Genomic DNA, 15,088 nt, shown 5'->3' with positions numbered 1-15,088 from the left:
GCCGCGCGGGCGGCGCTCGATTTCAGCACCATCATCAAACCCAAGGCATACACCCGAACCCACCCAAATATCAGCCCTTTTCGGCCGGCGCCGAGCTCAGCTCGAACGGGCTGCTGCTACGCCGCTGGTTACGGTCTTCCCGTGGCGTCGCGCCAAAGAAGTTGCGGTAGGCGCTGGAAAAATGCGGCCCCGAGGAGAAACCACAGGACAGCCCGATCTGGATGATCGACTTGCTGGTCTGCATCAGCATCTGCCGCGCCTTGTTAAGCCGCAGCTCCAGATAATACTGGCTCGGCACGCGGTTCAGGTACTGCTTGAAGATGCGCTCCAGCTGCCGGCGCGACACACACACATGCTGGGCAATCTCATCGGTGGTCAGCGGCTCTTCGATGTTGGCTTCCATCAACAGCACCGCCTGGGTCAGCTTGGGGTGACTGGAGCCCAGGCGGTTCTGCAGCGGAATGCGCTGGCGCTCACCACCCTCGCGGATGCGCTCTACCACCAACTCTTCCGAAACAGCCCCCGCCAGCTCCGCCCCATGATCGCGGGCCAGCACGGCCAGCAGCAGGTCGGTTACAGCCATGCCGCCACAGGCCGTCAGGCGGTCGCGGTCCCAGTCGAACAGGTGACTGGTGGCAATGACCTTGGGGAAGCGCTCGGCAAAATCATCCTGCCAGCGCCAGTGCACGGCAGCACGATAACCGTCGAGCAAGCCCAGCATCGCCAAAGGATAAACACCGGCTGACAGGCCACCGATCATGCAACCGCTGCGCGCCTGCTGCTTGAGAGCAGCCGACAAGGCTGCCCCTACTGCCGCAGGCGGCTCGTCAGCAACCAGAAACAGCTTGTGGCACCCCTCCAGGCGGCCAGTCCACGGGTCGCCCGGCAGGCGCCAGCCCCCCTCTTGCGCCGGCTCCGCCTGCAGGAAGGCCATTTCGTAGACTACATCCGGGTGTACCCGCTGCGCCACCAGCAACACTTCCTCGGCCAGCGCCAGGGTCAAGGGCCTGGTGCTGGGCCAGATGAGAAAACCGATTCGCTGGGTGGTCATAGGGTACGGTCCGAAACCTGAGGTCGTTCGAGTCTGTGCGCCGGGTCAGGCTGCGCTCGCCGCGCAGCATGCCCTATTCTGGTGCAAAAATGCAGCTTTTACTTCAGGCTGCCGGAGAGGAACTGCTTCAGGCGCTCCGACTGCGGGTTGGCCAGCACTTCACGCGGGCAGCCGGTTTCTTCCACCAGGCCTTTGTGCAGGAACACCAACTGGTTGGACACCTCACGGGCAAAGCCCATTTCGTGGGTCACCACCACCATGGTGCGGCCTTCCTGGGCCAGCGCCTGCATCACCTTGAGCACATCGCCCACCAGTTCAGGGTCCAGTGCCGAGGTCGGCTCGTCGAACAGCATAACCTCCGGCTCCATGGCCAGCGCGCGGGCAATTGCCACACGCTGTTGCTCGCCACCCGACATATGCCCGGGGAAGGCGTCCTTGCGGTGGGCAACCCCGACCTTGGCCAGGTAATGCTCGGCTTTTTCCAGCGCTTCTTTCCTGTTCACACCCAACACATGCACCGGCGCTTCGATGATGTTTTCCAGTGCGGTCATGTGCGACCACAGGTTGAAGTGCTGGAACACCATCGACAGGCGCGAGCGCATGCGCTGCAACTGACGCGGGTCGGCAGCCTTCAGCGCGCCGTCCTTGCCGGCCACCAGCTTGAGCTCTTCGTTGTTGAGCAGGATCTTGCCCGCGTGCGGCTGCTCCAGCAGGTTGATGCAGCGCAGGAAGGTCGACTTGCCCGAACCACTGGAGCCGATGATGCTGATGACGTCGCCGGCCTTGGCCGCCAGCGACACGCCCTTGAGCACTTCGTGGCTGCCGTAGCGCTTGTGCAGGTCTTGGACTTCGAGTTTGTACATGCTGTCGATTCTCACAGAGCGGTCAGTGCTTGCGCGGCGCCAGGTAGCCGAGCCAGCGGCGTTCGGCCATCTTGAACAGGCGCACCAGGATGAAGGTCAGGCACAGGTAGAACACGCCCGCCGTGATGTAGGCCTCGAAAGGCAGGTAGTACTGGGCGTTGACCGTGCGTGCGGCACCGGTGATGTCGATCAGGGTAACGATCGACGCCAGGCTGGTGGTTTGCAGCATCATGATCACTTCGTTGCTGTATTGCGGCAGCGCCCGGCGCAGGGCCGAGGGCAGCAGGATGCGCCGGTACATTTTCATGCGCGACATGCCCATGGCCTTGGCCGCCTCGATCTCGCCATGCGGCGTGGCCTTGAGGCTGCCGGCAATGATTTCGGCGGTGTAGGCGCTGGTGTTGATGCCGAACGCCAGGCACGCGCAGAAGGTGGCGCTGGACAGCAGCGGCCAGAGGAAGCTCTCGCGCACCGCCTCGAACTGCGCCAGGCCGTAGTAGATCAGGAACAGCTGCACCAGCATGGGTGTGCCGCGGATCACGTAGGTGTACAGCCACGCAGTCAGGTTGATCACCGGCTGTTTCGACACGCGCATCAGGCCGAGCGGGATGGCCGCCAGCAGCCCGAAGAACAGCGAAATCGCCAACAGCTTGAGGGTGGTCAGCAGGCCGCCGAAGTACATCGGCAATGCCTCCCAGACGACGTTGTAGTCGAAGATCATAGTTCAGCCACCTTGACGCCCACCGAGTAGCGGCGCTCCAGATACTTCAGGGCCAGCAGCGAGACGCTGGTCAGCACCAGGTACAGTGCCGCCACCGCCAGGAAGAAGGTGAAAGGCTCGCGGGTGGCATCGGCCGCCTGCTTGGCCTTGAACATCATGTCCTGCAGGCCGACGACCGAGATCAGTGCGGTGGCCTTGGTGAGTACCAGCCAGTTGTTGGTGAAGCCCGGGATCGCCAGGCGAATCATTTGCGGCACCTGGATGCGGAAGAACACCTGACGCGGGCTCATGCCATACGCCACGCCCGCCTCGGCCTGCCCCTTGGGAATACCCAGGAAGGCACCGCGGAAGGTTTCCGACAGGTAGGCGCCAAAGATGAAGCCCAGGGTACCGATACCGGCAATCAGCGGGTTCAGGTCAATGTAGTCTTCGTAGCCGAGCAGCGGTGCCACCCGGTTGATGATGTCTTGCCCGCCGTAGAAGATCAGCAGGATCAGGACCAGGTCCGGAATACCACGGATCACCGTGGAATACAGGTCGCCCAGCCAGGCCAGCCAGCGCACCGGCGACAAGCGCAGCGCCACACCGATCAGGCCGAGCACGATGGCCAGGGCCATCGACGACAGGGCGAGCTGAAGCGTCAGCCACGCCCCGTCGAGGATGACTGCCCCGTAGCCTTTCAACATGATGAGGTCCTCGACCTAAAGAATGAAAAATGGTGCAAACCTCAGAGCCTCTGCTGTTTGCACCATTGCACAGGTGAAACCCGACGTCTTAGTTCGAGTCTGGACCGTAGATGTCGAAGTTGAAGTACTTCTTCTCGATTTCTTTGTACTTGCCGTTGGCACGGATGGCATCAATGGCCGCGTTGATGCGGTCGACGTTGGCCTTGTCACCTTTGCGCACAGCAATACCGATACCGTCACCGAAGTACTTGGCGTCGGTGAAGGACGGGCCTACGAAGGCGAAGCCTTTACCCGCGTCGGTCTTGAGGAAGCCGTCTTCCAGCAGGGTGGCGTCGGCCACGGTGCCGTCCAGGCGGCCGGCGGCCACATCCAGGTAGATTTCGTTCTGAGTGCCGTAAGGCACCACGGTGGCACCTTTGGCGCCCAGCACTTCCTTGGCGAAGCGGTCATGGATCGAGCCGCGCTGCACGCCGATCTTCTTGCCTTTCAGCTCATCCAGGCTTTCGCTGACAGCGGTGCCTTCCTTCATCACCAGGCGCGCCGGGGTGAGGTAGTAGCGCTTGGTGAAGTCGACCGACTTCTTGCGGTCCTCGGTGATCGACATGGACGACAGGATGGCGTCGATCTTGCGCACTTTCAGCGCCGGGATCAGGCCGTCGAACTCCTGCTCGACCCAGGTGCACTTGGCTTTCATCTCTTCGCACAGGGCGTTGCCGATGTCGTAGTCGAAACCGGCGATGCTGCCATCGGGCTGCTTGAAGGCGAAGGGTGGGTAGGCGGCTTCAATGCCGATTTTCAGCGGTTTTTCATCGGCCTGCGACACCAGGGAAAATACGGAGAGCGCCAGGGCGCCAAGCAGTGCGAGCTTCTTCATCAGGTAACTCCATCGGTACGGGGCAATACAAGGCAGGTAACGGCTGCCCGATATGCGAATGGGTACAACGCGAGCCGCGCAGGGTTCGACCAAGGTCGCAGACCACGAGCGAGTGAGTGGCATTTTAGCGACAGCCCGGTAGTCGATATTTCTTCAAAGCGACAACTACTTACAGAAGCGCCTGAAACCGCTGCGGGCGATGTTGACGACCAGCGCAAAATATGCGAAGGCACAAGAAATAGAACCAATAGACCTAGCAATTCCTGGGCCTATTATTGGCAAAGCCTTGTACTACGGCAAGTGTAGCGTGCCGCGTTGTACAAAATGGCTGGAGGAGCGCACCGAAACAGGTCCGTGTTGTTTCCTCGCGCCCCGAACGTGTGCAAGGTGGGTGACAGAACAGTTACCGATGAATGTCGGGTAACAGTAAAGCAAAAACCCCGCCCGGTTGCCCGGGCGGGGTTTTCTGTTCACACGGCCCTGCTTCGCTATCAGGCCGAGGCCAGGTTCATGGCCTTGTGGGTATCGATCAGGTGTTGCACCACGCCCGGGTCGGCCAGGGTCGAGATATCGCCCAACGCATCGTACTCACCGGTGGCAATCTTGCGCAGGATACGGCGCATGATCTTGCCCGAACGGGTTTTCGGCAGCCCCGGTGCCCACTGGATCACATCCGGCGAGGCGATCGGGCCGATTTCCTTGCGCACCCAGTTCTTCAGCTCCAGGCGCAGCTGCTCGCTGGCCTCAATACCGGCATTGAGGGTGACATACACATAGATGCCCTGCCCTTTGATGTCGTGCGGCACGCCAACCACTGCAGCCTCGGCCACCTTCGCGTGGGCCACCATGGCACTTTCGATCTCGGCGGTACCCATGCGGTGCCCGGATACGTTGAGCACGTCATCCACACGGCCCGTGATCCAGTAATAGCCATCCTCGTCACGGCGCGCACCGTCACCGGTGAAGTACATGCCACGGAAGGTCTTGAAGTAGGTGTCGACGAAACGATCGTGGTCGCCGAACAGCGAACGCGACTGGCCCGGCCAGGAGTCGAGGATCACCAGGTTGCCCTCGGCAGCACCGTCGATCAGGTTACCCAGGTTGTCCACCAGCGCTGGCACCACGCCGAAGAACGGACGGGTAGCCGACCCCGGCTTCAGGCCGGTAGCACCCGGCAGCGGGCTGATCAGAATGCCACCGGTCTCGGTCTGCCACCAGGTATCGACGATCGGGCAACGCTCCTTGCCCACGGTCTTGTAGTACCAGTTCCAGGCTTCGGGGTTGATCGGCTCGCCCACCGAGCCGAGCAGGCGCAGACTGGAGCCGTCGGCACCTTCAACAGCTGCCTGCCCTTCGGCCATCATCGCGCGGATGGCAGTGGGCGCGGTGTAGAGGATGTTGACCTTGTGCTTGTCGACGATCTTCGACACGCGGGTGATGTCAGGATAGTTCGGCACCCCCTCGAACAGCAGGGTAGTGGCGCCGTTGGCCAGCGGGCCGTACACGATGTAGCTGTGGCCGGTGACCCAGCCCACGTCAGCAGTGCACCAGTACACTTCACCCGGGCGGTAGTCGAATACCCGCTCATGGGTCAGTGCGGCATACACCAGGTAACCGCCGGTGGTGTGCAGCACACCTTTCGGCTTGCCGGTAGAACCGGAGGTGTAGAGGATGAACAGCGCTTCCTCGGCCCCCATTTCTTTCGGCGCGCAATGGCTGGAGGCCACTTTCATCAAGTCTTCGTACCAGATGTCGCGGTGCTGGTGCCAGGCAATGTCGCCACCGGTGCGCTTGCACACGATGATCTTCTGCACGCTGTTGGTTTCAGGGTTGGTCAGCGCCAGGTCGACGTTGGCCTTGAGCGGGGTGCGGCGGCCGCCACGCAGGCCCTCGTCGGCAGTGATCACCACCTTGGACTTGCAATCGATGATACGGCCAGCCAGCGCCTCGGGCGAGAAACCACCGAACACCACCGAGTGGATCGCACCGATGCGGGCGCAGGCCAGCATGGCGACCACGGCTTCGGGGATCATCGGCATGTAGATGGTGACCACATCACCCCGGTGCACGTCCTGGCCACGCAGGGCGTTGGCGAACTTGCACACCTGCTCGTGCAGTTCGCGGTAGGTGATGTTGCGGTGTTCGGAAGGGTCGTCGCCTTCCCAGATGATGGCCAGCTGGTCGCCGCGCTCTTCAAGGTGGCGGTCCAGGCAGTTGGAGGAAACGTTCAGAGTGCCGTCGGCGAACCATTTGATATCGACGTGATGGTCGTCGAAGGAGGTCTGCTTGACCTTGGTGAACGGCTTGATCCAGTCGATTCGCTGGGCCTGCTCGCGCCAGAAGCCGTCCGGGTTGATCACCGATTGCTGGTACATGGCCTTGTAGGTGGCCTCGTCGGTCAGGGTAGTGGCCGCAACCTCGGGACGAACGGGATACAGTGGAGCCGCACTCATCTGTGTTACCTCGGTGTAATAGTTGTTTTTGTATGGAACCGTTTGTAACTGTATCAGAGCGACAAAAGCCATTCGACGTTGGTAGTAATTTGGTACGCCCGTTCCGCCAAAGTGCTCTAGCATGCGGATTACAGCCCTGACCACGAAAAAACGGGGTGCCTTACCAGAGGATTGTTACAGATTCTGTCAAAACACTTTATCAAAAGACCCACTGTTTCGGCCTTGGCCACAACCCTAAAATTCACCTCGCCAGCAACGGCAAGGCGATTAACAACTGGTAACAGCCCCCACGAAGGCAAACGTTAATCTCCCTCTAATCCCGATAGTTAAAACTAGCAGTACTCGCGGCGCCATAAGCGCCGCGTGCCCCCTCACGACCTTAGACAGGTAAATAGAAAATGAAAGCTTTACTGGTATTGGTACTTGGCAGTCTTTGCGGCGCGGCAATGGCCGGCGAAGCCAAAGATGCCGAGCAGATTCCGGTTGAACAGTACAGTTACTCGCAGCACCTGGACATTGCCCGCGTCATCTCCATGAGCGAAGTGCCCAATGTGTGCGAAGTCGTGCCAGCCCGCATGACCTACGAAGACTCCAAGGGCCAGAAGCACATTCTCGAATACAGCGTGATGGGGAACGGCTGCTCTAACGGCTGATACCTTCTGAATCAGGGGCCCTACGGGCCCCTTTCACCTTTTGCAAAGCCCAATTAATCGGCAGACTTGCCAAGCGAATAATCCCTTAACTTGTTTGCGATGGTTGTATGCGAAACGCCCAGCCTTTTCCCTAAAGCCCGGCTACTCGGAAACGCCCCCATCAAACTTTCCAGCACCGCTTTTTCAAAGCGCCCGACAATCTGCGAAAGATCGCCCTCCAGCGAAAACTCACCCAACGGTTGCCGCGCGCCATAATCCGGCAAACGTATATGCTCGCTTTTAACCACGCCGCCTTCGCATAAAGAAACCGCCTGGAACAATACGTTTTCCAACTGCCTTACATTGCCCGGCCAATGGTATTGCCCAAGTTTGTCCATCGCGGCCGGCGCCAGGCGCGGCATGGCACAGCCGATTTGTCGGCTGGCCTGGTCGAGAAAGTGCTGCACCAGCCCTTCCAGGCCATCCATGCATTCGCGCAAAGGCGGAATGTGCAGCGACAACACGTTCAGGCGGTGATAAAGGTCCTGACGAAACTCGCCGCGCGCGCACAACTCGGACAAATCCACCTGGGTCGCGCAGATCACCCGCACATCCAGGTACACCTCTTCATCGCTGCCTACCCGACGGAAACAGCCGTCCTGCAAAAAGCGCAGCAACTTCACTTGCAGGCGCGGGCTCATCTCCCCTACCCCGTCAAGGAAGAGCGTGCCGCCTGCTGTCAGTTCCAGCAGCCCCAGCTTGCCCTCTGCCCGCGCACCTTCGAATGCCCCGGGGCCGTAACCGAACAGCTCGGTTTCGGCCATCGACTCGGGCAAGCCGGCGCAATTGAGCGCCATCAGCGGCGACTGCCCACGGGGGCTGGCCAGGTGGCAGGCGCGCGCCAGCAGCTCCTTGCCGGTGCCGGTCTCACCCTCGATCAGCAGCGGCGCATCCAGCGGCGCCATGCGGCGGGCCTCGCGCACCACGGCAGCCATCACCCGCGAGCTTTGGAAGATGCTGTCGAAGCCTCGCAATTCCTGCTTGCGCACGTTGTAGATGCGTTCGCCAATGCGGTCGGCACGGTGCAGGGTGAGCACGGCGCCAGCCAACGCCTCGCTGTCGTCGTGTTCGGACTGCAGCGGTGCGATATCCGCCAGGAACACATCACCTTTGACCTTGATACGCAGGCCATTGATGCGCGACTTGTTGGCCCGCACCAACTCCGGCAGATCGAAGTCTTCCACATAGCGCGCCAGCGGCATGCCCGGCACCTCATCCACGCGCACCCCCAGCAACTGCGCTGCCGTGCGGTTGGCGGCGACGATGCTTCCGCCCATGTCGATCGACAGCACCGGGAAGTCCAGCGCCCCGAGCAAGGCATTCAGCTCCATGTGCCGGCGTTCGCTGGGCATCAGGCCCACGCGCTTGACGCCAAATACCCCGGCAATCGCCTCGAATTTCGGTCGCAAGGCCTGGAACTGCAGGTTGATCAGGTTCGGGCAGTGCAGGTAGATGGCATTGCCATGGTCACCGCCCACCTCGCCGCGAAGGACGTTGATGCCGTACTCCACCAGCAGGTTGAGGATGTCGCGCAGGATGCCAATGCGGTTCTGGCAGTGCACTTTGATACGCATGAGGGCTCTCGAAGCGCCAATGTTTTTCAACATCGCGCGGAAAAGTCGTAAAGATAAGCTGACAAAAACTGCGCAACCATCAGCCGTATGCCCCGAATTTTCCGACACCCGGGCCATTTTGTAAAATTATCGTTACGAAATCCGCTTCACCCGCTGGCGCGGCAGCGGCTTGCACCCGTGCAAAACGGCCAGTGAAGGGATATTCCTTAGGCATGTCCTGCACATAACAAGAAAAGCCCTCACCAGGAGAGCCTCATGAAACAGACGCACTACGTGGCACGTGAGCCCGATGCGCATGGTTTTATCGATTACCCGCAGCAAGAGCATGCGGTATGGAACACCCTGATCACCCGTCAGCTGAAAGTGATCGAAGGCCGCGCGTGCCAGGAATACCTGGACGGCATCGACCAGCTCAAGCTGCCCCACGACCGTATCCCGCAACTGGGCGAGATCAACAAGGTGCTGGGTGCCACCACCGGCTGGCAGGTTGCCCGGGTTCCGGCGCTGATTCCCTTCCAGACCTTCTTCGAATTACTGGCCAGCAAACGCTTCCCGGTCGCCACGTTCATCCGCACCCCGCAAGAGCTGGACTACCTGCAAGAGCCCGATATCTTCCACGAGATTTTCGGCCACTGCCCGCTGCTGACCAACCCATGGTTCGCCGAATTCACCCACACCTACGGCAAGCTCGGCCTGGCGGCAACCAAGGAACAACGCGTGTACCTGGCGCGCCTGTACTGGATGACCATCGAGTTTGGCCTGATGGAAACCGCCCAGGGCCGCAAGATCTATGGCGGCGGCATCCTCTCGTCACCGAAAGAGACCGTCTACAGTCTGTCTGGCGAGCCTGAACACCAGGCCTTCGACCCGATCGAAGCCATGCGTACCCCGTACCGTATCGACATCCTGCAGCCGCTGTATTTCGTGCTCCCCAACATGAAGTGCCTGTTCGACCTGGCCCACGAAGACATCATGGGCATGGTCCACAAGGCCATGCAGCTGGGCCTGCACGCACCGAAGTTTCCACCCAAGGTCGCTGCCTGAGCGACCCTGCCGATAACAACTCGAACCGGAAAACACCCATGAATGCCTTGAACCAAGCCCATTGCGAAGCCTGCCGCGCTGACGCTCCAAAAGTCACCGACGAAGAGCTGGCCGAGCTGATTCGCGAAATCCCGGACTGGAACATCGAAGTACGTGACGGCCACATGGAGCTGGAGCGCGTCTTCCTGTTCAAGAACTTCAAGCACGCCCTGGCGTTCACCAACGCCGTAGGCGAAATCGCCGAGGCCGAAGGCCACCACCCTGGACTGCTGACCGAGTGGGGCAAAGTTACCGTGACCTGGTGGAGCCACTCGATCAAGGGCCTGCACCGCAACGACTTCATCATGTGCGCCCGCACCGACAAGGTGGCGGAAACGGCCGAAGGCCGGAAGTGATCGCTGAAAAACGGGGCCGCAATCGGCCCCGTTTTTTTATGAATAATGTGCGCTGTTCGCCCGCAAAACCGACAAACGAGCGGTAAAAAAACCAAACTGTCATCCAGACTTGTGTATCCTGCCCCAGCTTTGCGAAGCTTCAACCGCGCCTGGCGCAGACTTTTCACTCACACTTGCGAGGAACGACGAGATGCACGAAATCCCGAATCTTCCCTTCCCAAGCCTGAACCCAGAAGAGCCATCCGTGACCGTTCACGCCGAACCGGCAGCTGCCGTCGAGCAGGATGGTGACGATCAATCCAGCGCTGACCAGGAATAAATCGCGCAACCTCCAACAGTGTGAAAACGGCTGACCTGCGGGCTCCCCCCGTCATCACGTTTTCACACTGTCCAGAACCCTCGCAGGCCCCCATGCCCGAATCACCGCGCCCCCTTGCGGTCACACTGCAAGTCGTCTCCATCGTCCTTTTCACCTTCATTGGCTACCTCAACATCGGCATCCCGCTGGCCGTGTTGCCCGGCTATGTGCACAACGACCTGGGGTTCAGCGCCGTGGTCGCGGGCCTTGTGATCAGCGTGCAGTACCTCGCCACGCTGCTCAGCCGCCCCTCCGCCAGCCGCATCATCGACAACCACGGCAGCAAGAAGGCGGTCATGTACGGCCTTGTAGGCTGCGGGCTTAGCGGGATGTTCATGCTGGCCTGCGCCTTCCTCACCCACCAGCCCTGGCTGAGCCTGGCTTGCCTGCTGGTCGGCCGGCTAGCACTGGGCAGCGCCGAAAGCCTGGTAGGTGCGGGCGCGATTGGCTGGGGCATCGGCCGGGTGGGCGCTGAAAACACCGCCAAGGTCATCTCCTGGAACGGCATCGCCAGCTATGGCGCACTGGCCGTCGGTGCACCGCTGGGCGTGCTGATGGTCAAGAGCCTGGGGCTGTGGAGCATGGGCGTCAGCATTATCCTGCTGTGCATCCTCGGCCTGCTGCTGGCCTGGCCGAAACAGGCCGCCCCTATCGTCAGTGGCGTACGCCTGCCGTTCCTGCGCGTGCTGGGCAAGGTGTTCCCGCACGGTTCGGGACTGGCCCTGGGCTCGATCGGCTTTGGCACCATCGCCACGTTCATCACCTTGTACTACGCCAGCCGCGGCTGGGCCAATGCCGCGCTGACCTTGAGCCTGTTCGGCGCCAGCTTCATCAGTGCGCGGCTGCTGTTTGGCAACCTGATCAACCGCATTGGCGGGTTCCGGGTGGCGATTGCCTGCCTGTCGGTGGAAACACTGGGGTTGGTGATGCTGTGGCTGGCGCCCAGCGCCGAGTTGGCCTTGGCAGGGGCAGCGCTTAGCGGGTTTGGCTTCTCGCTGGTGTTCCCGGCGCTGGGTGTGGAGGCGGTGAATCAGGTGTCGGCGGCCAACCGCGGGGCGGCTGTGGGGGCGTATTCGCTGTTCATTGACTTGTCGCTGGGGGTGACCGGGCCACTGGTGGGCGCGGTGGCGGCGGAGTTCGGGTTTGCTTCGATGTTTCTGTTTGCGGCGGGTGCGGCGGGTTGTGGGCTGGTGTTGAGCCTGTATCTGTACAGGCAGGTGCGGCGGCATCGAGATCATTGAAAGCTGGGGGCTGCCTGGCAGCCCCCGAAGCCCTGAACGTTAACGCTGGGCGTACTGCAACACCACTTCAAGCGGGTGGCGCATCTTGCGCTCGGTCATGCGCTTGACCTGGCTGCGGCACGAGTAACCGGTCGCCAGCGGCTCTCCTTCCTTGTCCAGCTTGGTTGCCCAGCTTTGCTCGAAGATGGTCCGCGAAGTCTCCTGGTTACGCGCCTCGTGGCCGTAGGTCCCCGACATACCGCAGCAACCCGTCGCCTCGGTCACCAGCTTCAGGCCCAGGCGGGCAAACACCTGCTCCCACTGTTTTGTACTGGCCGGCACGTTGGTCTTCTCGGTGCAGTGCGCCATCAGGCGGAAGTTGCCCGGTGCGGTCGGCGCCTGCTCGGGCAGCACCTCCATCAGCCATTCCTGCGGCAACAGCACCTTCGGGCAACCGTCCAGCCCCGGCACTTTCTGGTACTCCTGGCGGTACACCAGCGTCATCGCCGGGTCCAGCCCCACCAGAGGCACACCGCAGTCGGCCAGGGCCTTGAGCTGGGTAGCGTTACGGATCGCCGCCTTGGCGAACGCCCCCAGGAAGCCCTGTACATGCAAAGGCTTGCCGTTGGCACTGTAAGGCGCCAGGAATACCCGGTGGCCCAGGCGGTGGGCCAGGTCGATGAAGGCTGACAGCAGCGGGGTCTCGAAATAGCGGGTGAAGGCGTCCTGCACCAGCACGATGCTGCGCTCGCGCTGGGCCGGGGTCAGTTCACGCAGGGCCGGCACACTGGCCACGCCGACACGGCAACGGGTCAGCGTGGCCTGGAAGTTGAAGCGGCTGATCAACGGGCTGTCGACCATGCCAATGTTGTCGGCCAGCAGCTTGCTGACCCACTTAGAGCCCATGACCGCGTTGTACAGGCCCGGTGCGTGGGCTAGGTACGGGATGGTGAATTCCAGCGAGCCGATCAGGTAGTCACGCACCGGGCGCTGATAGCGGCCGTGGTACAGCTCGAGGAAGCGCGAACGGAAGTCCGGCACGTTGACTTTGATCGGGCACTGCCCGGCGCACGACTTGCACGCCAGGCAGCCGGCCATGGCGTCGTACACTTCGTGGGAGAAGTCTTCCTGCCCCTGGCTGCGCGCGCGGTTGTTGCGCAGGCGTGCCGGGAGGCCCTTGAGCCACGACACCTTGTTGCGGGCTGCGGCCAACACGTCGATGTTCGCTTCGCCTTGCAGGCGCAGCCACTCGCGCATCAGCGAGGCGCGGCCCTTGGGCGAATGCTGGCGCTCACGGGTGGCCTTCCACGACGGGCACATGGCGTCGTTGGGGTCGTAGTTGTAGCAGGCGCCGTTGCCGTTGCAGTGCACGGCACTGGGGAAGTCCTGCCACACGCGCTCGTCGATGGTGCGGTCGAGGTCGCCGCGCAGGGTTACGCCATCGACCGGGGTCAGGCCCTCGGCACTGCCCAGCGGTGTGCAGATCTTGCCGGGGTTGAGCTGGTTGTGCGGGTCGAAGGCACCTTTCAGGCGCTGCAGCGCCGGATACAGCTCACCAAAGTACTCCGGCACGTATTCCGAACGCAGGCCTTTGCCGTGCTCGCCCCACAGCAGGCCGCCATAGCTTTTGGTCAGCGCGGCCACGGCGTCGGAAATCGGCTTCACCAGCGCGGCCTGGGCCGGGTCCTTCATGTCCAGCGCCGGGCGCACGTGCAGTACACCAGCATCGACGTGGCCGAACATGCCGTAGGCCAGGCCGTAACCGTCCAGCAGGGCGCGGAAGTCGGCGATGTAGTCGGCCAGTTGCTCTGGCGGTACCGCCGTGTCTTCCACGAACGGCTGCGGGCGCACCTCGCCCTCGACGTTACCCAGCAAGCCCACCGAACGCTTGCGCATCACGTAGACGCGGGTCACCGCCTCGGCGCCTTCAGCCAGCGTATGCCCCAGGCGCTCGACACTGGTATCCGCCTGCAAGTGCTCGACGAAGGCTTGCACCCGGGCGTTGACCTCAGCCGGCTCATCGCCGCAGAACTCCACCAGGTTGATACCCAGGGTCGGGCGGTCGGGGTCGGCCGGGAAGTACTCGGCAACGCTGTGCCAAACGATGTCCTTCATCGCCAGCATCAGCACCTTGGAGTCGACGGTCTCGATCGACAGCGGCTTGTGCGCCATCAGCGCATTGGCATCACGCAGGGCATCCATGAAGCTGGTGTAGCGCACGTTCACCAGTACCGCATATTTGGGTATCGGCAGCACGTTGAGCTTGGCTTCCACCACATAGCCCAGCGAGCCCTCGGCACCACACAGCACGCTGTTGAGGTTGAAGCGGCCCTGCTCATCGCGCAGGTGCGCCAGGTCATAACCGGTCAGGCAGCGGTTCAGCTTGGGAAAAGTGGTTTCGATCAGTTCAGCCTGGGTTTCCTGGATCTCCCGGGCCATGCGGTACACCTCGCCGACCCGGCCAGGTGCGGCACAGGCCTGTGCCAGCGCGGCATCGTCGATTGGCAGGCTGTGCAGGCGTTCGCCGCCGAGCAGCACGCTGTGCAGCTCCAGCACATGGTCGCGGGTTTTGCCGTAGGTGCAGCTGCCTTGGCCACTGGCGTCGGTGTTGATCATGCCGCCGACAGTGGCACGGTTGGAGGTGGACAGCTCAGGGGCGAAGAACAGCCCGTGCGGCTTGAGCGCGGCATTGAGCTGGTCCTTGACCGTACCGGCCTGCACCCGCACCCAACGTTCCTCGACGTTGATTTCGAGGATCTTGTTCATATGGCGCGACAGGTCGACGACGATGCCGTCGGTCAGCGACTGGCCATTGGTGCCGGTGCCACCGCCGCGCGGGGTCAGCTTGACGTTCTGGAAACGCGCCTCGCCCATCAGTGTGGCAACCCGCGCCACATCGTCGGCATCCAGCGGGAACACTGCGGCCTGGGGCAAGCGCTGGTAAATCGAGTTGTCGGTGGCCAACACCGTGCGGGTGCCGTAGTCGGCACTGATCTGGCCACGGAAGCCGCTGTTGCGCAGGGCTTCGAGGAATTCGGGGTAGTTGGCGCTCGGTGCAACGGTCGGCAGCTGGGCGATCATCGAAGGATGGCCTCTTGATATTGGCTAATTCACGGGATTCCTGTCGCTCCGGCATGGGTTGATGCATGCAGGGATG

Annotated in this window: 13 protein-coding genes; 5 read left to right on the top strand and 8 right to left on the bottom strand. The window is 61.9% G+C overall.

The window, feature by feature from the left end:
• Window positions 1-70 precede the first annotated feature (70 nt).
• The 6 genes from argR to acs form a co-directional block, all read right to left on the bottom strand.
• Window positions 71-1,051, bottom strand: coding sequence for a transcriptional regulator ArgR (gene argR, locus PM2_RS22440; RefSeq protein ID WP_016711850.1), 981 nt, complete (start codon window positions 1,049-1,051; stop codon window positions 71-73).
• A gap of 98 nt (window positions 1,052-1,149) precedes the next feature.
• Complete coding sequence (locus PM2_RS22435) at window positions 1,150-1,914, bottom strand: ABC transporter ATP-binding protein (RefSeq protein ID WP_028699586.1); 765 nt, start codon at window positions 1,912-1,914, stop codon at window positions 1,150-1,152.
• Between the two features lie 22 nt (window positions 1,915-1,936).
• Complete coding sequence (locus tag PM2_RS22430; protein WP_028699587.1) at window positions 1,937-2,635, bottom strand: ABC transporter permease; 699 nt, start codon at window positions 2,633-2,635, stop codon at window positions 1,937-1,939.
• Window positions 2,632-3,321 (bottom strand): ABC transporter permease, encoded by a 690-nt coding sequence (locus PM2_RS22425; protein WP_003254523.1) that lies wholly within the window; start codon window positions 3,319-3,321, stop codon window positions 2,632-2,634. The genes PM2_RS22430 and PM2_RS22425 overlap by 4 nt, the downstream gene beginning before the upstream one ends.
• An 88-nt stretch (window positions 3,322-3,409) precedes the next feature.
• On the bottom strand, window positions 3,410-4,195 hold the full coding sequence (locus PM2_RS22420; RefSeq protein WP_016711853.1) for an ABC transporter substrate-binding protein: 786 nt from the start codon (window positions 4,193-4,195) through the stop codon (window positions 3,410-3,412).
• 491 nt (window positions 4,196-4,686) lie between these two features.
• Window positions 4,687-6,648, bottom strand: a complete 1,962-nt coding sequence (acs, locus tag PM2_RS22415; protein WP_016711854.1) for an acetate--CoA ligase — start codon at window positions 6,646-6,648, stop codon at window positions 4,687-4,689.
• 398 nt (window positions 6,649-7,046) lie between these two features.
• Here acs and PM2_RS22410 point away from each other — a divergent pair, with 398 nt between their 5' ends.
• Window positions 7,047-7,301 (top strand): DUF2790 domain-containing protein, encoded by a 255-nt coding sequence (locus PM2_RS22410; RefSeq protein ID WP_028699588.1) that lies wholly within the window; start codon window positions 7,047-7,049, stop codon window positions 7,299-7,301.
• 53 nt (window positions 7,302-7,354) lie between these two features.
• Here PM2_RS22410 and PM2_RS22405 read toward each other — a convergent pair whose 3' ends face one another.
• The gene (locus tag PM2_RS22405) at window positions 7,355-8,914 is read right to left on the bottom strand and encodes a sigma-54-dependent phenylalanine hydroxylase transcriptional regulator PhhR (RefSeq protein WP_016711855.1); all 1,560 of its coding nucleotides are present in this window, start codon (window positions 8,912-8,914) and stop codon (window positions 7,355-7,357) included.
• Window positions 8,915-9,169: 255 nt separating this feature from the next.
• Here PM2_RS22405 and phhA point away from each other — a divergent pair, with 255 nt between their 5' ends.
• The 4 genes from phhA (at window position 9,170) to PM2_RS22390 (ending at window position 11,952) form a co-directional block, all read left to right on the top strand.
• Window positions 9,170-9,958 carry a phenylalanine 4-monooxygenase gene (gene phhA / locus PM2_RS22400; RefSeq protein ID WP_016711856.1) on the top strand — a complete coding sequence of 263 codons (789 nt, stop codon included), beginning with the start codon at window positions 9,170-9,172 and terminating at the stop codon, window positions 9,956-9,958.
• A 38-nt stretch (window positions 9,959-9,996) separates the two neighbouring features.
• Window positions 9,997-10,353 carry a 4a-hydroxytetrahydrobiopterin dehydratase gene (locus PM2_RS22395; protein WP_003254532.1) on the top strand — a complete coding sequence of 119 codons (357 nt, stop codon included), beginning with the start codon at window positions 9,997-9,999 and terminating at the stop codon, window positions 10,351-10,353.
• A gap of 190 nt (window positions 10,354-10,543) precedes the next feature.
• Window positions 10,544-10,672 carry a hypothetical protein gene (locus tag PM2_RS31810; RefSeq protein ID WP_016488505.1) on the top strand — a complete coding sequence of 43 codons (129 nt, stop codon included), beginning with the start codon at window positions 10,544-10,546 and terminating at the stop codon, window positions 10,670-10,672.
• Between the two features lie 92 nt (window positions 10,673-10,764).
• Entirely contained in the window at window positions 10,765-11,952 is a 1,188-nt protein-coding gene (locus PM2_RS22390) for an MFS transporter (protein ID WP_028699589.1), read from the top strand.
• A gap of 39 nt (window positions 11,953-11,991) precedes the next feature.
• On the opposite strand, the gene ydiJ is transcribed toward PM2_RS22390, so the two are convergent.
• Window positions 11,992-15,012, bottom strand: a complete 3,021-nt coding sequence (gene ydiJ, locus PM2_RS22385; RefSeq protein WP_028699590.1) for a D-2-hydroxyglutarate dehydrogenase YdiJ — start codon at window positions 15,010-15,012, stop codon at window positions 11,992-11,994.
• Window positions 15,013-15,088: the final 76 nt, after the last annotated feature.

This window comes from Pseudomonas monteilii NBRC 103158 = DSM 14164 (genome assembly GCF_000730605.1).
GTDB classification, from domain to species: Bacteria; Pseudomonadota; Gammaproteobacteria; order Pseudomonadales; family Pseudomonadaceae; genus Aquipseudomonas; species Aquipseudomonas monteilii.
This window is presented reverse-complemented; position numbering and strand designations above follow the sequence as displayed.